This is a genomic window from Lysinibacillus sp. FSL R7-0073 (assembly GCF_038009065.1).
Lineage (GTDB): Bacteria > Bacillota > Bacilli > Bacillales_A > Planococcaceae > Lysinibacillus > Lysinibacillus fusiformis.
On the sequence record NZ_JBBPAS010000001.1, the window covers coordinates 999,646 to 1,019,698 of the forward strand.

Annotated in this window: 23 protein-coding genes; 17 read left to right on the forward strand and 6 right to left on the reverse strand. The window is 37.7% G+C overall.

The genetic code is table 11. From position 1 onward, the window contains the following. Nucleotides 1–74 precede the first annotated feature (74 nt). On the reverse strand, nucleotides 75–476 hold the full coding sequence (locus MKY88_RS04705) for a YugN family protein (RefSeq protein WP_042737480.1): 402 nt from the start codon (nucleotides 474–476) through the stop codon (nucleotides 75–77). 146 nt (nucleotides 477–622) lie between these two features. On the opposite strand from MKY88_RS04705, the gene MKY88_RS04710 reads away from it, so the two are divergent. Both MKY88_RS04710 and MKY88_RS04715 read left to right on the forward strand, forming a co-directional pair. Further along, nucleotides 623–1,762 (forward strand): CAP domain-containing protein, encoded by a 1,140-nt coding sequence (locus tag MKY88_RS04710; protein ID WP_340813074.1) that lies wholly within the window; start codon nucleotides 623–625, stop codon nucleotides 1,760–1,762. 148 nt (nucleotides 1,763–1,910) lie between these two features. After that, nucleotides 1,911–3,380, forward strand: coding sequence for a UDP-N-acetylmuramoyl-L-alanyl-D-glutamate--2,6-diaminopimelate ligase (locus MKY88_RS04715; protein ID WP_069480262.1), 1,470 nt, complete (start codon nucleotides 1,911–1,913; stop codon nucleotides 3,378–3,380). On the opposite strand, the gene MKY88_RS04720 is transcribed toward MKY88_RS04715, so the two are convergent. After that, nucleotides 3,364–3,858: a PaaI family thioesterase gene (locus tag MKY88_RS04720; RefSeq protein WP_175422986.1), complete on the reverse strand. Its 495-nt coding sequence runs from the start codon at nucleotides 3,856–3,858 to the stop codon at nucleotides 3,364–3,366. The two genes, MKY88_RS04715 and MKY88_RS04720, sit on opposite strands and share 17 nt — an antisense overlap. A gap of 91 nt (nucleotides 3,859–3,949) precedes the next feature. On the opposite strand from MKY88_RS04720, the gene MKY88_RS04725 reads away from it, so the two are divergent. Continuing rightward, nucleotides 3,950–4,396: a YlbF family regulator gene (locus MKY88_RS04725; protein WP_025113823.1), complete on the forward strand. Its 447-nt coding sequence runs from the start codon at nucleotides 3,950–3,952 to the stop codon at nucleotides 4,394–4,396. Between the two features lie 109 nt (nucleotides 4,397–4,505). Further along, nucleotides 4,506–5,570: a tartrate dehydrogenase gene (locus MKY88_RS04730; protein ID WP_340813077.1), complete on the forward strand. Its 1,065-nt coding sequence runs from the start codon at nucleotides 4,506–4,508 to the stop codon at nucleotides 5,568–5,570. Nucleotides 5,571–5,697: 127 nt separating this feature from the next. On the opposite strand, the gene MKY88_RS04735 is transcribed toward MKY88_RS04730, so the two are convergent. After that, complete coding sequence (locus tag MKY88_RS04735) at nucleotides 5,698–6,606, reverse strand: glycerophosphodiester phosphodiesterase (protein WP_258267909.1); 909 nt, start codon at nucleotides 6,604–6,606, stop codon at nucleotides 5,698–5,700. Between the two features lie 361 nt (nucleotides 6,607–6,967). Here MKY88_RS04735 and MKY88_RS04740 point away from each other — a divergent pair, with 361 nt between their 5' ends. After that, nucleotides 6,968–7,240 carry a YlbG family protein gene (locus tag MKY88_RS04740; RefSeq protein ID WP_036123750.1) on the forward strand — a complete coding sequence of 91 codons (273 nt, stop codon included), beginning with the start codon at nucleotides 6,968–6,970 and terminating at the stop codon, nucleotides 7,238–7,240. 2 nt (nucleotides 7,241–7,242) lie between these two features. On the opposite strand, the gene MKY88_RS04745 is transcribed toward MKY88_RS04740, so the two are convergent. Then, complete coding sequence (locus tag MKY88_RS04745) at nucleotides 7,243–7,632, reverse strand: DUF7147 family protein (protein ID WP_328203137.1); 390 nt, start codon at nucleotides 7,630–7,632, stop codon at nucleotides 7,243–7,245. A gap of 55 nt (nucleotides 7,633–7,687) precedes the next feature. On the opposite strand from MKY88_RS04745, the gene MKY88_RS04750 reads away from it, so the two are divergent. The 3 genes from MKY88_RS04750 to coaD all read left to right on the forward strand — a co-directional run bounded on the left by MKY88_RS04750 (nucleotide 7,688) and on the right by coaD (nucleotide 10,240). After that, a complete protein-coding gene (locus MKY88_RS04750) occupies nucleotides 7,688–9,106 on the forward strand; it encodes an RNA polymerase II (protein WP_340813080.1) in 1,419 nt (472 codons plus the stop codon). A 74-nt stretch (nucleotides 9,107–9,180) separates the two neighbouring features. Beyond that, the gene (gene rsmD, locus MKY88_RS04755; RefSeq protein WP_036162598.1) at nucleotides 9,181–9,747 is read left to right on the forward strand and encodes a 16S rRNA (guanine(966)-N(2))-methyltransferase RsmD; all 567 of its coding nucleotides are present in this window, start codon (nucleotides 9,181–9,183) and stop codon (nucleotides 9,745–9,747) included. Between the two features lies 1 nt (nucleotide 9,748). Further along, complete coding sequence (coaD, locus tag MKY88_RS04760) at nucleotides 9,749–10,240, forward strand: pantetheine-phosphate adenylyltransferase (RefSeq protein ID WP_069480268.1); 492 nt, start codon at nucleotides 9,749–9,751, stop codon at nucleotides 10,238–10,240. A 61-nt stretch (nucleotides 10,241–10,301) separates the two neighbouring features. Here coaD and MKY88_RS04765 read toward each other — a convergent pair whose 3' ends face one another. After that, a complete protein-coding gene (locus MKY88_RS04765) occupies nucleotides 10,302–11,201 on the reverse strand; it encodes a hypothetical protein (RefSeq protein WP_254664228.1) in 900 nt (299 codons plus the stop codon). Nucleotides 11,202–11,319: 118 nt separating this feature from the next. Between MKY88_RS04765 and MKY88_RS04770 the strand changes: the two genes are divergently transcribed. Beyond that, complete coding sequence (locus MKY88_RS04770; RefSeq protein ID WP_083244611.1) at nucleotides 11,320–12,366, forward strand: SepM family pheromone-processing serine protease; 1,047 nt, start codon at nucleotides 11,320–11,322, stop codon at nucleotides 12,364–12,366. Nucleotides 12,367–12,414: 48 nt separating this feature from the next. Here the strand turns inward: MKY88_RS04770 and MKY88_RS04775 are convergent, their stop codons facing one another. After that, on the reverse strand, nucleotides 12,415–13,626 hold the full coding sequence (locus tag MKY88_RS04775) for a nucleotidyltransferase (RefSeq protein WP_340813083.1): 1,212 nt from the start codon (nucleotides 13,624–13,626) through the stop codon (nucleotides 12,415–12,417). Nucleotides 13,627–13,791: 165 nt separating this feature from the next. Between MKY88_RS04775 and MKY88_RS04780 the strand changes: the two genes are divergently transcribed. The 8 genes from MKY88_RS04780 to mraZ all read left to right on the forward strand — a co-directional run bounded on the left by MKY88_RS04780 (nucleotide 13,792) and on the right by mraZ (nucleotide 19,999). Beyond that, complete coding sequence (locus MKY88_RS04780) at nucleotides 13,792–14,325, forward strand: YceD family protein (RefSeq protein ID WP_340813084.1); 534 nt, start codon at nucleotides 13,792–13,794, stop codon at nucleotides 14,323–14,325. Nucleotides 14,326–14,349: 24 nt separating this feature from the next. Further along, entirely contained in the window at nucleotides 14,350–14,523 is a 174-nt protein-coding gene (gene rpmF, locus MKY88_RS04785) for a 50S ribosomal protein L32 (RefSeq protein WP_004224819.1), read from the forward strand. A gap of 163 nt (nucleotides 14,524–14,686) precedes the next feature. After that, nucleotides 14,687–15,454: an enoyl-CoA hydratase/isomerase family protein gene (locus tag MKY88_RS04790; protein WP_069480273.1), complete on the forward strand. Its 768-nt coding sequence runs from the start codon at nucleotides 14,687–14,689 to the stop codon at nucleotides 15,452–15,454. A 110-nt stretch (nucleotides 15,455–15,564) separates the two neighbouring features. Further along, a complete protein-coding gene (locus MKY88_RS04795; protein WP_036123766.1) occupies nucleotides 15,565–15,942 on the forward strand; it encodes a transcriptional regulator in 378 nt (125 codons plus the stop codon). 185 nt (nucleotides 15,943–16,127) lie between these two features. After that, complete coding sequence (locus tag MKY88_RS04800) at nucleotides 16,128–17,030, forward strand: ketopantoate reductase family protein (protein ID WP_340813085.1); 903 nt, start codon at nucleotides 16,128–16,130, stop codon at nucleotides 17,028–17,030. Beyond that, nucleotides 17,027–17,422, forward strand: coding sequence for a DUF3397 domain-containing protein (locus tag MKY88_RS04805; protein ID WP_069480275.1), 396 nt, complete (start codon nucleotides 17,027–17,029; stop codon nucleotides 17,420–17,422). Before MKY88_RS04800 ends, MKY88_RS04805 begins: the two co-directional genes overlap by 4 nt. Nucleotides 17,423–17,696: 274 nt before the next feature. Continuing rightward, nucleotides 17,697–19,313, forward strand: coding sequence for a bacillithiol biosynthesis cysteine-adding enzyme BshC (gene bshC / locus MKY88_RS04810; RefSeq protein WP_340813087.1), 1,617 nt, complete (start codon nucleotides 17,697–17,699; stop codon nucleotides 19,311–19,313). A 254-nt stretch (nucleotides 19,314–19,567) separates the two neighbouring features. Further along, nucleotides 19,568–19,999: a division/cell wall cluster transcriptional repressor MraZ gene (mraZ, locus tag MKY88_RS04815; protein WP_008173894.1), complete on the forward strand. Its 432-nt coding sequence runs from the start codon at nucleotides 19,568–19,570 to the stop codon at nucleotides 19,997–19,999. The last annotated feature ends 54 nt before the right edge of the window (nucleotides 20,000–20,053 follow it).

Sequence of the window (20,053 nt, forward strand, 5' to 3'; positions counted from 1 at the left end):
CTGGATTACCAGTCTTTTCGTAACAATGAAGCTTTTTAATGCTTTTCTTGCCATCACTTTTCAATTAATAAAGATTAGCGTGCGTTAACAGGTTCAAAGTTATTTTTATTTGTAGGCTCGATTGAGAATTGATCTAATTCTAATTTAACCTTTTTTAAGATTTCTTCACATTTTTTCACAATATGTGCTGGGAAAACTTCATCTTCCCCATATTCAACACCATGTGGATAATAGTACTTACCAAGTGCTGGTTTCATTAATGTAAGGATGGCATCATGTGCACCAACATCACCAGAAATGGCATATGCGAAAACGCGTAGGTAATAACGACCTTCACGAGTATCGAAACGTTTATCGAATGTCATACGTTCATAATCCCAACCGCCATCACATTCTAAACCATGTTTTTTCATAATGCTGACAATTAGCTCTTGATCAGCTGTTAAATTTTCAAGGTTAGTATTTTCAAAATACATGTATAATCCTCCTTTAGGTTCTCGTACAAAGTATACGCTCATTTTTATAATAGAGCATATTCGACATTGTTGCAATGACAACATTGTGTCAACCCAATTACAATTGATATAATAACTTACAATAATGGTGATGAAAGGAGTCCTATATGAAAGCTTTATTCCGCATATTAATGGTTTGTGGTGCAATCGCATTAATCGGCTTTATGTTTTTTAATACCCCTAAGGAAAATGAACCACTAGAAGGCCCGAATACCAATTCAAATATAATCCCTCAAACGGAGCTAAAACAGCCCGATATAGGAGCAATGACACGTCCACAAACGGGTATTTCAACATTAATAGGAAAAGGCACACAAACCGTTTTGGAACAATATGGGGAACCAGGAAGAAAGGAACCCTCCTCGTTTGGGTATGAGTGGTGGGTCTATAATAAAGATGTTTCTACCTTTTTTATGATTGGCGTTGAAAATAACGTCGTCACGCAAGTGTACATAGCAGGGCAAGATATCAATGCATTTCCTTTTAAAGTTGGGCAAAAACGGGATGAAATTTACCGCATGACGATTATTGATTATGAGGTAGCCGCCAATGTTGGTGATAATATTTACATATTCTCGATGAATGAAGAAGATATGCAAACAAGATTATTGATCAAATTTGATGGACTATACGCGCAGCTCTATATTGACCGAGAAACGAGTGAATTACAGGGGATACGATATACTAACAGTAAAACACTTGTCCTTCATCAGCCATATGAAATGAGTTATCAAGGAGAGCTTGTTAGACGTACACCGCCTTCTTCATTTTTACAGCAAGAAATTGATAGGGCGAATGCCAAACAGCTCGATGATTTACTAAATGTAACCCGAGAGCATCATGGGTTGCTGCCTGTAGAGATGAATGAAACATTGGAAAATACAGCGAGAATGCATAGCGAAGATATGAAGGTGCAAAATTTTTTATCACATGAATCTCCCACTTATGGAGATCTTAAAAAGAGGTTACAAGCGCAGAGCATTGACTATAGCGATGCGAATGAAAATCTAGCAACTGCCTATTTTGATGCAATTGAGGCAATGCATGGCTGGACAAATTCCCCCGAACACCGAAAAGTTCTATTAAATGATAAATATTCACAAGTTGGTTCAGGTGTTTTCGTCGATTATTATACACAAATTTATATAGAACCTGCTTCACAGAAGGTGCATAATGAGGAATCAAATAATGAAGAATCTGAAGGTGAAGAACCTGGAGAGGAAGAGAAAACCGACCAAACGCCATAATATAATAAATTTACATGAAGACAAGCATTCGCTGAATGGACTTGTCTTCATTTTTTTGTGCTTCCAGTTGCCCCAAGTGGCTTCTACATTTTTCGTCACACCGTTACAAAGGCCGTCATATGATAGAGAACTGAAAGGGGGAAGAGGGTTGCAATTAGCTGAGTTATTGAAAGACTGGCCATGTAGCGTAACGGGAGGATCGATTCGAACAGAAATTACAGGCGTAGAGGATTATGCACAGGCAGTACAACCAGGCGACATTTTTATTGTACGTAAAGGCAAAAAAACTTCAGGAAGTCGTTTTGTCAAAGAAGCATTGGCCCATGGAGCAGCGGCAATTGTCTCTGAGGAAAGTATTTCCTTGCCAATTATTGATAAAGAAATTCCTTTTGTATGGGTTCCTAATACAGCCTTATTCCTATCGTATGCAAGCGCGAAGTTAGCAGCTTTTCCTGCAGAAGCATTAAGTGTTGTTGCAATAACGGGGACAAACGGGAAGACAACAGTGAGCCATTTTGTCAGTCAGCTTTTAAACGCTCTACATAAAAAAGCGGCAGTTATAGGAACGATTGGGTTTTATCTTGATGGAGAAAAGCAACAAACATCCTACGAGGAACTTACCACATTGCAGGCTAAAGAATTACATCCGATATTAAAACAATGTGTCCGCAAAGGTGTCTCACATGTAGTGTTAGAAGCATCTTCAATGGGGTTACAGCAACATAGACTCGATCATTGTGACATTGATTGCGGCGTATTTTTAAACTTATCTGAAGATCATTTAGAAGATCATGGAGGGTTAGAAGCCTATAAACGTGCGAAGAAAAGATTAGCTGATTTATCTAAAAAGCTAGTATTAAATGGCGATGATAACTTTTGCCGCTCTGTTGGAATTTATGATAAGAAAAAATCCTGCTCATTTGGCTTTGATAATCACAATGATTTACATATCCAAATTGTCAGTGAAACAGTTGGCAAAACAGTGCTTTGCTTACAAACATCCGCGAGTGAGCATATTGTAGAAATTCCTTTTGTAGGGAAGTATCATGTGCAAAATACGGTTGCAGCATTGATGGCAGTATGGCGTTTAGGAATTCCAATGGATGATATAGTCGAACATATGTGGTCCTTAAGGCTTCCGGAAGGTAGGCTCGAGAAGATTGATAACCCAGTAGGAATTGATGTGTATGTAGATTATGCCCATACTGCTGAAGCTCTCCAAGCAGTGTTACAAACATTCGATCGCTCGAAAACGATTTATCTTGTCTTTAGTTGTGGTGGAAATCGGGATAAAGCAAAACGTTTTGCTATGGGCGCTGTAGCAAGTAAATATGCAGATGTTATCTATTTAACAACGGATAATCCTCGAGATGAAGATCCGATCATTATTAACGAAAGTATTATTGCTGGTTTTACAGAGCAACAATACTATGAAATATATTTAGACCGTAAAGTTGCAATCCATCAAGCATTAGCGAAGGCGAAAAAAGGGGACATTGTCCTTGTTGCCGGAAAAGGGCATGAACAAACACAGCAAATTAAAAATCAAAAATTCCCTTTTTCCGATCAACAATGTATTAAGGACTATTTTACAGGTCTACTTACCGACGCTGAATAACAAAAAATGATCCTGTAGCAATGGCTAGCTTGCGTCCTGTCTCATCTTCGATATCACATTCCATTACTAGTGTTTGCCGCCCTTTATGGACAAAACGACCACGCGCAATTAATTCTTTATTCGTTGTTGTGGCAATATACGTGACATTCATATTTGTAGTTACTACATTAAATCCTTCTGGTACAGAACGGGAAGCAAGTCCCCCCATTGCCGCATCGGCTATCGTCGCAATGATGCCCCCGTGTGGCACCTTAATCGTGTTATGAATAACTGGTGTAATTGGAATACGAACCTCACTGACTTCAGGCTCAAACTTGCCAACCATATGTAAGGCAGCGTTAATATAGCGACGATGAATACCTTGCTGTTTTTCTCGGAGCCCGGTTAAAAGATGTAAAAGAACATCTTCATCTTCCTTCGTACTATCTTGTAAAATTGCCCCTAATAATAGATCGATTTGTTCTTTGGGTGTTGTCATCAATTGGAAAAACCTCTTTCATTAATAATCTCATTAATGTAAAATTACCATAAAATCTGTTATGATGGGTAAGAGATTGGGGGAATTAAAAATGATGATGACCTCTGACTGGGTATTCATTTTAGATGAGGCGGAAGCGCTTTGTGAGATGATTCTTTCCTCAGAACCAGCGATGGCGCTTCAGCAAGCGTATGATGCCGTTTATAGTGATACACAAATTGTAGAAGCTATTTACGCGTTTAATCGCATGAAAGAACAGTACGAAGATGTACAACGTTTCGGAAAATATCATCCGGACTACCATACAATTATGAAGTCGATTCGCCAACAGAAAAGGGCGCTCGACTTAAATGAAAAGGTTTCAGCTTTAAAAATTGCTGAAAACGATTTTCAGGACTTGCTTGATGAGATTAGCCTACTTGTAGGGAAAACAGTCTCTGAAGCGGTAAAAGTCCCAGTAAGCAATCCATTCTTTGCATCTGGATCATCTTGCGGAGGAGGATGTGGCTCGGGCGGTTCATGCTCTTGCTCAGCGTAAATTAAGATGTGTTAAAACACGCATCTCTACTAGACTGTACACAACTCAAAAGTAAAATTGAGTTTGTTTACAGTCTTTTTCTATACAATTATATAAGGAGTAAACATACATGAAAACATATCGGATTGCAGTCATACCAGGAGATGGGATAGGAAAAGAGGTAGTACCAGCTGCCATAGATGTACTCAATAAGGTGGCATTATTGGATGGTCGTTTTCAATTCGAATGGACATCCTTTCCATGGGGCAGTGATTATTATTTAGAGACGGGTAATATGATGCCTGAAAATGGGATAGAGATTTTAAAGCAATATGACCAAATTTTCTTAGGAGCGGTGGGCATGCCGGAATTGGTGCCAGACCATATATCCTTATGGGGGCTACTTATTAAAATTCGTCGAGAAATGCAGCAATCTATTAATGTACGACCTGCAAAGCTACTACAAGGTTTACCCTCACCTTTACGTCAACCTAATAAGTTTGATTTTATTGTTGTTAGAGAAAATTCTGAAGGGGAGTATGCGGAAAGTGGTGGGAGAATACATAGTGGGCAAGATGAAATTGCAATCCAAAATGCCATTTTTACTAGAAAGGGTACAGAACGTGCGATGCGGTATGCTTTTGAGCTTGCTAAAGCCCGTCGACAACATGTGACAAGTGCCACAAAATCAAATGGTATTACCTACAGTATGCCATTTTGGGATGAAATATTTTGTGAAATAGGGAAAGAGTATGAAGACGTAGAGAAAATATCCAATCATATTGATGCATTAGCGGCCTTTTTAGTCATGAAGCCGGACAACTTTGATGTTATTGTTGCCTCCAATCTATTTGGGGATATTTTAACAGATTTAGGGGGTGCCATTATGGGGAGTATTGGTATAGCGCCTGCAGCCAACATAAATACAGAGGGCGTGTTTCCTTCTATGTTTGAGCCTGTTCATGGTTCTGCCCCTGATATAGCAGGGCAAGGGATTGCAAATCCAATTGGGCAAATATGGACCGGAAAAATGATGCTTGATTTTCTTGGCTACGAAGAAGCAGGAACACAGATTTTGAACTCTATCGAATTAACATTAACGCAAGGTATAAAAACCCCTGATTTAGGCGGAACAGCAACATTACGAGAAGTAACTGATGCAGTATTACAATATTTAGAATCTGCTTATCAATGAAAGCAGGGTAGGTATTGCTTTCATATAACAAAAGCCATCGAGTAAATTCCCGATGGCTTTTGTCTATAGTAGGTGGGAAGGTACTTACTACTTACTTAGAGCAATAACCCTTCCATGGACTTACTTATTAAGACTCTTGAGTTTGAAATAGCTCTACGGCTATATCTGGACGATCAGTGATAATTCCTTTTGCGCCGTTATTAATTAATTTTTTCATTGTGTCTAAGTCATTGATTGTCCAATAATGAACAGGAATGTTGAGATTATTTAAAAACTGAATAAATTTTGGAGAATCTAAAGCGATGACCCCTGATTTAGGAGGAATTTGGAACACATCTACTTTTGGATGATATAAATGTCCGAATTGACTGGAGAATGAAGCAAATGCTTTTCTCACATCTGATTCTCCTGCACCAAGCGCTACCTGATTTTGGGCATATAAGTTAAAGCGATCTATTTGCTCCCCGTAAAAGCTTGTTACAACGACACGATCCTCTGCTCCTAGTTCTTCAATTAAACGCCAGAGCTTAGAAGGCATTAGACTTCCTTCATAAGTTTCAGGGGCATCTTTAATATCAATATTGATCAACATATGTGGATACGCCTCAAGTAGCTCTCGTAATGTTACAACTTGTAATTTATCCTCACGGTAAGGGAAGGCTCCATCCAAATCTTCAAATTGATAGCCGTGATTTAAGGCATTTATTTCTGCCAAAGTCATATCAGCTATAAGACCATAGCCGTCTGTTGTTCGTTCAACTGTATCATCGTGGAAAACAATAATTTCTTCGTCTTTTGTTAAACGTACGTCTATTTCAAATCCATCAACGCCTAGCTGCGCTGCTTTGTCAAAGGCGATCATAGTATGTTCAGGTGCTAAATGAGCTCCGCCTCGGTGTGCAAGAATGATTGTGCGATCAAATTGTAATGCTTGTTTACCTTCACGTTGCTGTGGTTTAGAAATAGCTTTACTACCTGCCCAAGCTGCCGCACTTGCAGCTGCGATTGCAATTGCTATTTTAGTTTTCTTCCCCATATTCGTCCTCCTTAACAATTTTTTACCTATTAAAGTAAATGGTGAATTCATTGTGCAATGACTAGCTCCCACATCCGTCCGAGAGCTTTATAAAACTAGTAATTAGTTAAGTGAATGATGATTCTTTCATGCTTCCTTGATGGAGGTATGAGGCATTATCATCCTTCAGCAAAATGTACATTCATTCCGTGGAAAAATAATCATGTAAGCTATTTAAAACAACTGATTCGAATTCCTACGATGTTTAACGTAGTATGCTTTTCCATTATAACGGAAAATCGAGTGTTCTGTCAGCTAAACTCTGTTGCTATCATTTTCTGGTCTATGGTATTCTTTTAGGTAAGAAATGAGGGAATCCATTATGAACGAACGACAAGGGCTAATCGTTTACGTCCATCAATTAAAACATGCGAAGTCTCTTCGGAAATATGGTCATGTTCTTTATATTTCTAGAAGACAAAAATACGTAGTGCTGTATTGTAATCGTGAGGACATTGAAATGTTGACAACAAAACTACAACGTCTTCCTTTTGTGAAAGACGTTGTGGAATCTTATCGTCCATTTGTCAAAACTGAATATGAAAATGCAAAGCCGGATAAAGCAAAGGAATATGACTATAAAGTAGGTCTATAATATTATGCTAATGAGGGTATATAGTTATTTAGTCTTAATATGCCAATTAAGTATTGATAAAATAGTTTTGATTCCGAAAATATAGATGAGTGCTTTATTTCTACAACAACTGCTTTTCGGTCTAGTTGTTCTATTTGTGCTTCAAACATTTTTTGTCGCTTAGTTGGTTCATCATCATGATAAGGGATGCCTTCGCGACAAATATATATTGGCATGAATTTACTCTCACCAACTGGTTTGAAGGCAACGGCTAAGGAGATTACCTTTTTATCTCCTTTTGTAGATGTTAGTATAAAGGCCTGATGAAAGCGTTCCTGATTGGTTTTAATAATTTCAAGTAGCTCGTATACATCACCATAGCCTTCTCCTAATTCTATAAATTGTTGTGGCATAATAACTGCACATCCTTTCCAATATCATAGTATCATGCTGCGGGAGGTCAAGCACATGAAATTTGCATTAAGCTTTTTTTCTATTTTAGTACTTATTATTTCAGGAACGTTATTTTTCCAGTATCATGCATACTCATCTGATTTAGAAACCGGCATAGGGGATTTTCATTACTCTCAGGAAATAGAGATTGTTTATCGTGAAAATAGCTTAGATATTCGTCAGCATTTTAAAAATTTACCCAATCAAAAGGTAAAAATTAAATGGCCAGAAAAGGCAACAAACCCTAGTTGCTTTATCGAAAATGAAAAAAGCTGTGATCGATTATCAGATGAGGTCTCTTATTTTGCAAAAGGAGAAACAAAATCACAATCTGTGTCATACATAATTCCGATTGAGGGTGGCTTGAAAAATAAGATGCTCCTTCAAGATGTTTTTGCTACACTAATAAATGGTGAAGCGTCCTATTCAATTGTTCATATTTCTACAGATAGTAAAATTAATGGACAATGGATTACAGGTTTACCATTAGTAGGTCAACAACAGCTATCACTTGTTAACTATACGATGTTTAGAGGCAACGGGACTGTTCATGACCTTTATTGGCAAGCAGGAAAACTCAAAGTACAAGAACAAACGCCTGTATTATCAATTTATGCACAACAGGCTATTCCTAATGATTTCCTAAAATCATTAGAGAATTTACAGTTTTTAAATGATGAACATATTGCAATTATTCAAGAAAAAAGTCCTGTCCCAGTTCATGATGAAAGATTGTTATTTTTACCAACACTTACAGCACAAGCTGTTGAACAGGAAGTCATTTTGTCCCAAATAAAATCGCAATATACATTTGTAGACTCCCCAGAATGGTTGCTTGAAGTTGTCGCATCCTATTTAGTAAACGATCCAATAGGTGGAGACAAAGCAAAGAAAATTGTGAAGACATTAAATGATTATATGACAGATAGCCAACAGCAGGCTTGGCAGGATAAGTTGAAAAAGCTTGGAGATGATCCTATATCTCCAAACACAATGGATGAGTATTTATCGCAAGTGTTAGATGCTAAGACTTCTTACTTTACGTTAAATGCAGCCCAGAAAGACGGAACGTATCCATTATTATTTGAGGATCCTCGAGATGTGTATGTAAATGATGTATTGAAGGAAGACGTTCATGTTATTCTATATGAAGGACAAGCGTTATATACGACAGATACGTTATTACCTTATCTAGGTTACACAGTTGGAGAAGGGAAGAACGGCTATTATGTAAATAGCGAGCATCGTACATTCCGATTCCCTAAAGAACCTGGTTTTTATGTATTTAATCAGCGGAGATATTCAACAATTTCAGAGCCAATTATTAAAATTGCTGATCAATATTATGTGGAAGAAGCTTGGTTACAACGTTTATTCTTAGTTGAATTACAAAAGAAAGAGGAACGTATTCAAGTATTAACACAAGAGCAATAATAACTTTTGCAGCGGAGGGCTTTCCTTTCGCTGCAAAAGTACTTTATATGGATGAAAGTACGGTGATAGATTATATGAGAGTTGTAGCAGGAGAGCGTAAAGGAATGCCGCTAAAGGCAATAGCTGGGAATACGACGAGGCCTACAACTGATAAAGTGAAGGAATCGATTTTTAATATTATTGGTCCTTTTTTTGATGGAGGTACTGCACTTGATTTGTTTGCAGGAAGCGGTGGTTTAGGTATTGAATCGCTAAGTCGTGGTGTAGAGCGTGCTATTTTTATTGAAAAAGATGCAAAAGCCTTTCAGGTGCTGCAAGAAAATATTAAAAAATGCCGTTACGAAGAACATACTGAGCTGTTTCGCATTGATGCAAAGCGTGCTGTGAAAGCGCTATTAAAGCGTGATATTACGTTTTCATTAGTTTTTTTAGATCCCCCTTATCATCAAAAGGAATACTATGACTTAGTACAATTACTCGTTGATAATGAAAAAATACAACAAAATGGTATTATTTTATGTGAACATGCAAAAGAAGTAACATTGCCTCAAAGTTTTGGTGAGTTTGTTTTAAAAAGACAAGAAACATATGGCGGAACAATTATTTCTGTTTATCGCTGTACAGAGGAAGAGGGAGAATAAGTTGTCAGAGAAAATTGCTGTAGTTCCTGGAAGTTTTGACCCTGTGACATTTGGCCATTTAGATATTATTAAACGTGCGGCGGATGTGTTCGATATCGTCTATGTAGCCGTATTAAACAATTCAGCAAAAAATCCGTTGTTTTCTGTAGAGGAGCGTATGGCTTTAATGGCTGAAGTAACAAAAGCGTTACCTAATGTTCGGATAGAAAGTTCTTCAGGACTTCTCATAGACTATGCTAAAGAAAAAAAAGCTAAGGCCATTGTACGTGGCTTACGAGCAGTTTCAGATTTTGAATATGAAATGCAAATTACTTCTATGAACCGTTTTCTAGATGAAACAATCGAAACATTCTTCATTATGACGAAGAATCAATACTCATTCCTAAGTTCCAGTATTGTAAAAGAGGTTGCGAAATATGGAAGTGATGTAAATGAGTTAGTTCCAAATTGTGTTGTACAAGCTTTAAAAGAAAAATATGGTTTTACCCAATAGTGGTTGAAGAGGATGTCGGTAATATACGCTGAACATCCTCTTTTTTATCGGTGAAAACTAATTATTTCAGAAAAAATAGAGCATAAATAGTTGGTACAATGATTATGCTAAGGAGGCGGAATTTTAGATAAGGTCTCACAGAAAGTTTGGCGGATTTAGCAATCACAAAAATTTGTAAATGAATACTTATACTTTGCATCGTTAACAAAATGACAACTAGTAAAGAGGTATACGGGAAATCCGGGAAGGCTGTGACGGTCATTTTAAGACCATTTGTCACTTCTAGGATAGCGGCTAAGGACAGTTCAATCGAATAAGGTAGCTTCGGTATTAGTTGATCTAAGCCCTGTTGCACGATAGTCTGAATGGTTGTGAAAAAGATAATGGTTGTACCCACTAATAAAATGGTTGGGGCAGTTTCTTTAATACTTTCCGAAAAGGGAGCTGTGTACAGTGTAGTGTTGTGTACTGTGATGGTTGGTGAATCCGTTTTGCGGTATAAAAAGTAACCAGTTACTAAGCAACAAATATTAAACGTATGTAGTAAACATAAAAACAACCATCCAAACGTATTACTGTGTAGTAAATCAAGGCTTACAAAACCTAACACGAATAATGGACTTGGTGCATGACAAACGGCTAGTAGAAAATTTGCTTCCTTAGGATGTAATTGTCCACTGTTTTTTAAGTAAACAACAGTAGTCGCTCCAGTAGGATAGCCTCCAAGTGCACTAATAATGTAGGCTTGTACGTATAAAGAAGCTCTTTTTGTTTTTGTACGCATAGGGGCTGTTAAACGCAGGAGCCATTGTGTTAACACCAAATAAGGTAGTAAATACGGAAATAGCGCCTCCATGAAAAGAGATAAGCCTAAATCAGTACCACTATGAGCAGTTTGTGGGAATAACAAGAGTAAGAGAATTAGAATTACGCAGAGCGCTATTTGAATTGTAGCAAACATATGATCATCTCGTTTCAACTTTTTGTCATTCACATAGGCAAATGCTAAAATTAATATATGTGTGAAAGGCAAAAACATGAACGTATGGTTTTGCAAGCGTCCTAGGAGGTGTATTCAAGTGAAGAGAAAAATTGGCATTTATGCGGTGTTAATAGTCGTGATTTGTTCTATGATGTTATACCGACTAGACGCGTATATTATGAAACCTGGTAGTGCCTATGATGTCAGTAAATTTGTTACGGTCGATAGCAAGGAGGCAGATAGTTTGGGGTCTATGAGTCTTATGACGGTCGCCATGCAACAAGCCACACCGCTTTCATATTTATGGGCTAAAACTCAAAAGTATCAAAAGCTTATGGATATTGAACAAGTCCGAAATCCATTAGAGGATGATGAGGAATATAATGTTCGACAGTTAAAATTAATGTCTGACTCCCAATTTAATGCAAAATATGTAGCTTTCCAAAGAGCGGGATTAGAGACAAAAGTTCATTTTAATGGTGTCTTTATCTTAAATGTATTGGATGGTGGCGCTTCAGATGGCATCTTAAAAGCCGGGGATGAAATAATTGAAGTAGATGGTCAAAAAATAACTAATCAGCAAATGCTTGTTGAGCTTTTACAGCCTAAACAGCTCGGGGATCAAGTATCCATTCAATTTATACGTAATGAAGAACAGCAGAAGGCAACGATCACATTGAAAGAAATACCAAATGCACAGGAGCATAGAGCCGGTTTAGGGATTTCTTATACAGAAAGCAAATCGATAGAAACCAATCCACAGGTGACAATGAAGACAGAGGATATTGGCGGTCCTTCTGCAGGATTGATGTTTACACTTGAAATATTAGATCAACTTCTGGATGAGGATTTAACGAAAGGTTATGCCATCGCTGGTACAGGAGAAATGCTAGTTGATGGATCTGTTGGTCGAATTGGGGGAATTGACTATAAGATTATAGCGGCTGATCGTGATGATATGGAAATCTTTTTTGCCCCTGATGATGAAATTTCTCCAGAAATGAAGGTAAAGTATCCAGAGTTAGAATCCAATTATACGACTGCTGTAAAAACAGCGAAGGAGATTGGGACAAAGATGAAAATTGTACCTGTGAAAAACGTGGACGATGCCATAAATTATTTAAAGCAGCTACAATCAAAATAAAAGACGATAAAGGGATGCTAGAACCCATCTAGCATCCCTTTTATGACTTTAATAACGGATTGGTGGTGTTTGATAATCTTTTGGAAGACTTACCGCTGTAACGCCTTGCTCTATACTTAAATTGTATAGCTCTGCAGCATGAATATCGATGGCCAGCATAGCATTATTTGTAGCTGCAACACGGCTTATTAAAGGTAATTCGATATCCTTTTTACGCTTTCCTAAATAAGCTTGGCCGGTTTCGCTCATGCCCAGTAAACGGATAAATGATGGGCCTTCAAAGCTGTGTAGCTGTTCCTTTGTAAATCCTGTATAAATATGTGTGATCATACGTTGAAGGCGGGTCCATGTATAACGTTTAGATTTTATTTTTTCCATAAAGCTGTTAAAGGATGAGCTGTTTTTAGCTGCTTTCATAATAGCATTCTCAATCCCCTCAGTTACTTCTGCATAACGTGTGAGCTCGGAAGGTGTGTGTCTCATAATAGTGAACTGTAATAGTGGCCAAAATGATTCCCAGCTAGCAAATTTTTTATAGTGTCTGTGCCAGTCTGCCAAATAATCAAAAGATTTCTCTGGAACAACCTTTTGAACACTCTGTAAAGAACTTGTAGTTGCTAGGGCTTTGCGTATTCCTGTAGCGCTTGCGATGGATGCATCCTCTTTAAGTGCATCATGATAACCTGCTGCAATACGAGGGATGGTAAGTGGCTGTATGTTACTGTCCAGCGTTCTCGCCGCCTCTAGATAATGAAAGCCAAGAATATTATTGGGTTGTGCAAGATCAATGTATGGAGCAGGGAACTTCTGAGTAAGCTGTTCATAGGCGTAATATAGGCTTTTAGGATAGCTAGCTCCTGTTTTAAGGCTGTCTTTAATAAGTGCGTCATACTCTGTACGGTTATTGTCGATCAACTCAACAGTGTTCAAGAACGGTTGGATAGAGCCATCCTCACTACCAAAAGCAAACGAGTCGCAGCCAACAGCAGTTAATAATGAAATCGCACCCTTTGCGAAATCAGTTGCAGGAGCTGTACTATAGACATAAGGTAGCTCAATGACAATGTCTACACCACCTGCGAGTGCCATTTTTGTACGTGTCCATTTATCAACCATAGCAGGCTCACCGCGTTGCAAAAAAGTTCCACTCATAACAGCGATGACAATATCTGCTTTCGCAACTTTTTTAGCCTGTGTTAAATGATAGGCATGTCCGTTGTGAAAAGGATTATATTCAACAACAATTCCAACTGCTTTCATGCTTTACCTCCTGATCATTTATGTTTTATGGTAAGCTGTTTAGAGAAATATACTTCTTATAGTATATAATTATAGGTAGGTTTTAAAGAGGTGACAAGAAATTATCTTGACATCTAATTTTACACATTATATAATCAACATTGTTGTCTCGAGGTGATTAAACGAATGAAATGGTCAATTCATCAATTATCTAAATACCGCCAAAACGGGATGCCAATCGATGCCTTTGTCCAACTGGACGAAGTGATGGAGCGAAACCAGGATATTCGAGCAATTTCGCCCGTTCATGTAAAAGGGCTATGTACTTTTGGTGCATCGCAAATGACATGTCAGTTAACTGTGACAGCGACGTTAACGCTACCATGTGCTCGCACTTGGGAGGATGTTGAGTTTCCTATCGATGTTGAGACAGTTGAAATTTTCAGCTGGATTGACGAAGAACAACGAGGAGACGATGACGGAGACATTCACTATATTGACGGTGAAGTCATCGACATGAAACCAGTTCTTGAAGAGCTAGTGCTGCTCGAGGTACCTATGCAAGTGTTCAAGGAAAATACCGAAGGACAAGTGCAAGGTGGTAAAAGCTGGTCTTATGCAACAGATGAAGACGTAAAGCTACACAAAAAAGCTGACGAACAAAAAGTGGATCCAAGACTAGCTTCTTTAGCTAAGTATTTTGATCAAACAGACGAATAGACGATCTGTAAGGAGGTGCCATCAATGGCTGTACCATTTAGAAGAACTTCTAAAACTGCAAAAAGAAAGCGTCGTACGCATTTCAAATTATCTGTACCTGGTATGGTAACTTGCCCTAACTGTGGTGAGGCTAAATTATCACACCGTGTTTGCAAAGCTTGCGGACAATACAAAGGTAAAGAAGTAGTAAGCAAATAATACAGTGTTTGCTCACTTAAAAGGCTAGTAGAGAGACCATGGCTCTATACTAGCCTTTTTTTGATGGATTAAAAACAGAATATTGCGTTGATTGTGAAGTTTAATATAATAGTGAAATAATTGTATGATACAATTTGTTCATGGAGACAAAGGGGGTAATAATATGAGTTATATGATCGACAATCTTGATGGTGTTATGACTTTTACAATTAATCGAGAAGAGAAGCGTAATGCTGTCAATGATGAGGTTATGAATGGTCTTCAGGAAGTCATTACGTATATTCGGAAACATGAGGATGTGCGTTTTTTAGTAGTGACAGGTGCTGGAGATAAATCATTTTGCTCTGGAGGGGATTTATCTGAGTTTCATTCGCTGGAGACAGAGGATGAGGCATTTGGTATGTTAAGTAAGATGGGGAAAATATTATATGACCTTGCTACACTCCCGGTGCCCACTATAGCGCTTATAAATGGTACCGCAGTTGGTGGAGGTTGTGAGATTGCCACAGCTTGTGATTTTCGTTTAGTGGCAAACCATGCAAAATGTGGTTTTATTCAAGGGACCTTAGCCATTACTAGTGGTTGGGGTGGTGGTACATATCTTTTTGAACGAGGTTTACGTCATGACCGAGCATTAAAAATGCTTGTGGATGCGAAGCCGTATCCTGCGCAGTTGCTCTATGAAATAGGGTGGGCAATGCGAGTTTTTGAAGGTTCAAAAGATGAGGCGTTAAATGATTTTATTGAACATATGCGAAAAATTCATCCTTCCGTTCATAAAGCTTATAAGGAAATCGAACTTCGTAAATGGCGAGAACGAAATATGTATGAGCGGGTGTTGGAGGAAGTTCGTACGTGTGCAAAATTGTGGGAAAGCGAAGCGCATCATCTGGCTGTTAATAATTTCTTAACAAAGAAGAATAATAAGTGATGTATAAAGGCAGTGATGAAAGAAAAACATAACCACTGTCTTTTTTCATGCAATGATTCTATTTTGCTCGCTACTGCATATAGTAGTAAAAAATGCGAGGGTGATAGATTATGGAATTGAAAAAAAGAAAAGATCAATGGACAAAGGAAGACGATGAAAGACTAGCAGAAATTGTCTTGCATAATGTGCAAAATGGCAAAACGCAGTTGGAGGCTTTTGAAATGGCGGCTGTGGAGCTGGGCCGTACAAAGCAGGCGTGTGGCTTCCGTTGGAATAAAACATTACGTGGTCAATATAGTCAGTCATTATTAGCGGTACGAAATCAACCCCAACAATCTATGCGAAGTCACTTGAAATTGGCATTGACAAGTTTTGATGAATTAACAGATGCTTATCAAACTCTTGAAATGAGACATCGCGAGTTGCAAAATGAACATGAGAAATTAGTGAAGTGGCTACAGCAAGGCTATTCGTTAATGAAAGATTAAACTTCAGTAACTATGAAGAGCATACAATATTTATCTTTCCTAGAGATAAAACCCTTTCTGTATATCGTCAATAATCAGCCAATCTTGTATAATAGAAGAACCTGTTTAGGGGTGCCTTAGAATTTATTCTGAGGCACCTTATTCTTATAGCTTCATAATGTGGAGAGGAAAGGGTGTAAAATGAAATGAAAGTAGCAGTTATTGGTGCGGGAGCGGTTGGTCAATTAACAGCAAGCTTTTTAGCAGAGTCAGGAATGTCAGTATCGTTAGTTACAAGAAAACAGGAGCAGGTAGAAAAGCTAACTACCGATCAATTAACGCGATTGAATGTTGATGGAACTAAAACTGTACAAAAAATTGTTTCTACAACAAAATTAACTGCATTACCACCTCAAGATTTAATTGTGATTGCTGTTAAGTATGTTCATTTACAAAATCTCTATGACCAATTAGCGTCACTATCAAATGAAATACCTTTGCTCTTTATGCAAAATGGCTTAGCTCATTTTGAGGAGGTACTAAGTTTACCTCAAAAAAATATCGCGTTTGGCTCTGTATCTTTTGGTACACAATTGCTGAATCAAACAACGGTTCAACATAGAGGGATTGGTCCTTGTAAAATAGCTATCGAACGTGGGGAACAACCTGTTTTTCTAAAGTTGTTACAATTACAAAATCCATTGTTTCCAGTTGAAATGGTTGATAATGCGGAGAAGATGCTATTTGAAAAAGCAATATTCAATAGCTTAATCAATCCATTAACTTGTGTATTACAAATAAAGAACGGGGAACTAGTGACTAATACACGAGCGTATGCACTTATGGAGAATATTTATCAGGAGTTAACGATTGCGTTCAAAGATCTTGAGCGCACTATATCTTTTGGAGATGTGGTAGACTTATGTAGGCAAACAGCCGAAAATACATCTTCCATGCTTGCAGATCGTATGCAGGGAAGAAAAAGTGAGATTGAAACAATTGTTGGTGCCATTTTGGATAAAGCTTTAACAAATGGTCATCATTTGCCTACTTTGCGTACTTTATATCTCCAAGTACTTGCGATAGAGGAGAGCGGTGAACAAAGTTGAAAGACCTTTTACATATTATTGTTAGTATCGTTATTTTTTGCCCAATTGTACTTTTTATTATAGTCTATCTAATTAGCCGGAAAGTTAAAATACGTGGCACCCATGCATTTGGTGCGGCCTCTGATGTGACAACCTTCTGTTTGTTCTTTTCAGTGCCCTTAAGTGTTGGAGTACTGTGGCAAGTAAATGTAGGGGGACTTTTAGTCATCCTTGCAATAATGATGGCTATGATTTTTACATATATTGATTGGCGGACAAAAAAGGAAATAGAAGTGAAGCCTTTATTAAAGAAAATTTGGCGTTTTTTATTTTTATTACTGAGTACCGCGTATATTGTGATCTGTATGATCGGCGTCATTCAGTCCCTTGTAGACTATTTACAGGTTGCCTAAGCATTTTCTTTTCATGTTGGAGCTATAAGGGTTAAAATAATAGCATTATAAAGTAGATATAAAAAATCATTCTTTATGGATGGGAAACTGATTAAATATTATAAAGCCTAGTGCTAGAAGAATAGTTCAGTAATATTGCACAGTGCTATGTTCATGGTAGGGCAAATGCAATATGGGCTAAAAACATTTACAGCATCATGTGCATAATATGTGAGGAATCAATTTCTCGTTATAAGTAAAATAATGATTGAGTGAGTAGAGGAGCTTATGTTAAATGAAACTGGAGTCTATCCAAGTACCTATAAAAAATAATGTGCTAGCCGATTACTGGTCGCCAAATACTGCCATTCATCAGTTTTTTGAATACAATTTCAATGATCAGGCTTTTGAGAAAAGAGCGAAGCATTTAGCACAACATGCCAGAGATCAAAAAGAGCTGACATCTATCATCCGTCAATTTATGGAGCCACTAGGGCTATCACAAAAAGCGAATGAACATTTGCAACAACTAGAACAAGGAGCTATGGTCATAATCGGTGGCCAACAAGCAGGTATCTTAACTGGCCCTCTTTACTCCGTTCATAAAGCGATTTCAGTCATTGTGTTAGCAAAAGAGCAAAGTGCGAAGCTTCGAAAATCTGTGGTACCTGTTTTTTGGATAGCTGGAGAAGATCATGATTTGGAAGAAATTAATCATACCTATACGGTGCATGGTGAATTATTAAAAAAACGAGCATACAGTGAGCGCTCTAGACGTAAAACAATGGCCTCGGCAACAATGCTAAATAAAGAGTCGATGACACAATTTATCAATACTATTGTTAGAGATATTGGGGAAACCGAGTATACAGAGGCGCTTATTAAACAATTAGTAGATGTGCTAAACGAAAGTGAGACATTTACTGATTTCTTTGCGCGGTTAATGAACCAATTATTTAAAGATGAAGGGTTACTGTTAATTGATGCAGCGGATTATAATTTCCGTCAATATGAAAGTAACAATTTTGCACATCTCATTCAGCATAGTGAAGAAATTGCTAGAGTTGTAACAGAAAAGGAAGAGCTGCTAGAGCAAACAGGCTACGGTAAGCCTATTTTGGCGACACGAGAAGCGGCTAATTTATTCTATGTAGAGGACGGAGAACGTCATCTGTTAGAAAGAAAAAATGATCTATTTATTAATTTAGCGGCAAACCTTAAGTTTACTCGAGAAGAGCTATTAGAGATTGCCAAGAAATATCCAGAGCGTTTGAGTAATAACGTAGTGTCCCGTCCATTAATGCAGGAAATGACGTTCCCTGTACTGGCATTCGTCGGTGGCCCAGGTGAATTAGCTTATTGGGCGACATTAAAAAGTGCATTTTCTATACTAGACCTACAAATGCCTATATTTGCCCCGCGCCTTCATATGACGATTGTGACACGCCATGTAGAGCAATTATTGCGTGAACATCAATTAACTGTTACGGATGTTTGGAATGGCAAAGCTTTAGAAATGAAAGAGCGTTTTATTGATGATGTGCAAGATAGTGAGGCTAAACGCCAAATTCAGGCTATGGAGCAGTTATTAGAAGAAAAGTACAGTGAGCTTGCATCATATTTAGAGGAACAGCATTTAACTTTAGATAAAATCATTGTTAAAAATCAAGAAAATCATGCAAAACAATTTGACTACCTTCAGCAAAAAATTGAGCAAACGGTACTCGACAAGCATGAAACTACTATCCGCAAATTTACGACGCTACAAAATGAGTTGTATCCAAACGAAGGTTTCCAGGAAAGAACTTATAATCCGTATCAATATTTTAATGAGTTTGGACCTATGTTGATTGCTGAAATGTTAAAGCAAAACTATAGTATTGGCAAACACCACTATTTACTTTATTTATAAACCTATGTACCAGGTTCTTTGTGCCTAGTTAATTATTTGATACAATATGGATTTGATGAATTATGTCTATAAAAATAGTATTTAAAGAGCTATCCTCCTAAGGGTAGCTCTTTCTTTGTGTCATTTAGCACATATCAAAAATCCCCATCAAGGTCTAATTGCACATTGAGAGATAAAATGTCAAGTTTTTTTTAAAAAAAGTGGAGGAAAGTGGGGGGATGTGGTACATTATTTAATAAAGTGGGGTGAGTAGTATGTTCATGGGAGAATATCAACACTCCGTTGATGCGAAAGGGCGATTAATCGTGCCGGCAAAATTTCGTGAAGCTTTAGGCGAAGCGTTTGTTGTCACAAGAGGTCTCGATAACTGCCTATTTGGCTATCCTATGAATGAATGGCGAAAACTCGAAGAAAAGTTAAAAGATTTACCGATGACCAAAAAGGATACACGTGCATTTGCAAGGTTTTTCTTTTCTGGAGCAACAGAGGTAGAAATAGACAAGCAGGGGCGAATTAATATTCCAGCTACTCTTATGCAACATGCACATCTTGTTAAGGAATGTGTAGTGTTGGGGGTTTCAAATCGAATTGAGATTTGGGCTAAAGATGCATGGGAAGCCTACTTCAGCGAGTCTGAACAATCTTTTAATGAAATTGCAGAAAATATGATTGGCTTTGATTTTTAACTTTTGATAAGCATGTCAATGCAAAGTTGACATGAGGTTAAGGCCTGAAAGGAG

Coding starts and splice junctions, on each gene's coding strand:
- MKY88_RS04735 (WP_258267909.1), bottom strand. CDS start 6,606: ATGGGGAAGAAAACTAAAATAGCAATTGCAATCGCAGCTGCAAGTGCG.
- MKY88_RS04780 (WP_340813084.1), top strand. CDS start 13,792: ATGAAATGGTCAATTCATCAATTATCTAAATACCGCCAAAACGGGATG.
- MKY88_RS04730 (WP_340813077.1), top strand. CDS start 4,506: ATGAAAACATATCGGATTGCAGTCATACCAGGAGATGGGATAGGAAAA.
- MKY88_RS04790 (WP_069480273.1), top strand. CDS start 14,687: ATGAGTTATATGATCGACAATCTTGATGGTGTTATGACTTTTACAATT.
- MKY88_RS04745 (WP_328203137.1), bottom strand. CDS start 7,632: ATGCCACAACAATTTATAGAATTAGGAGAAGGCTATGGTGATGTATAC.
- MKY88_RS04800 (WP_340813085.1), top strand. CDS start 16,128: ATGAAAGTAGCAGTTATTGGTGCGGGAGCGGTTGGTCAATTAACAGCA.
- bshC (WP_340813087.1), top strand. CDS start 17,697: ATGAAACTGGAGTCTATCCAAGTACCTATAAAAAATAATGTGCTAGCC.
- MKY88_RS04720 (WP_175422986.1), bottom strand. CDS start 3,858: ATGACAACACCCAAAGAACAAATCGATCTATTATTAGGGGCAATTTTA.
- mraZ (WP_008173894.1), top strand. CDS start 19,568: ATGTTCATGGGAGAATATCAACACTCCGTTGATGCGAAAGGGCGATTA.
- rsmD (WP_036162598.1), top strand. CDS start 9,181: ATGAGAGTTGTAGCAGGAGAGCGTAAAGGAATGCCGCTAAAGGCAATA.
- MKY88_RS04710 (WP_340813074.1), top strand. CDS start 623: ATGAAAGCTTTATTCCGCATATTAATGGTTTGTGGTGCAATCGCATTA.
- MKY88_RS04750 (WP_340813080.1), top strand. CDS start 7,688: ATGAAATTTGCATTAAGCTTTTTTTCTATTTTAGTACTTATTATTTCA.
- MKY88_RS04740 (WP_036123750.1), top strand. CDS start 6,968: ATGAACGAACGACAAGGGCTAATCGTTTACGTCCATCAATTAAAACAT.
- MKY88_RS04775 (WP_340813083.1), bottom strand. CDS start 13,626: ATGAAAGCAGTTGGAATTGTTGTTGAATATAATCCTTTTCACAACGGA.
- MKY88_RS04795 (WP_036123766.1), top strand. CDS start 15,565: ATGGAATTGAAAAAAAGAAAAGATCAATGGACAAAGGAAGACGATGAA.
- MKY88_RS04725 (WP_025113823.1), top strand. CDS start 3,950: ATGATGATGACCTCTGACTGGGTATTCATTTTAGATGAGGCGGAAGCG.
- rpmF (WP_004224819.1), top strand. CDS start 14,350: ATGGCTGTACCATTTAGAAGAACTTCTAAAACTGCAAAAAGAAAGCGT.
- MKY88_RS04765 (WP_254664228.1), bottom strand. CDS start 11,201: ATGTTTGCTACAATTCAAATAGCGCTCTGCGTAATTCTAATTCTCTTA.
- MKY88_RS04705 (WP_042737480.1), bottom strand. CDS start 476: ATGTATTTTGAAAATACTAACCTTGAAAATTTAACAGCTGATCAAGAG.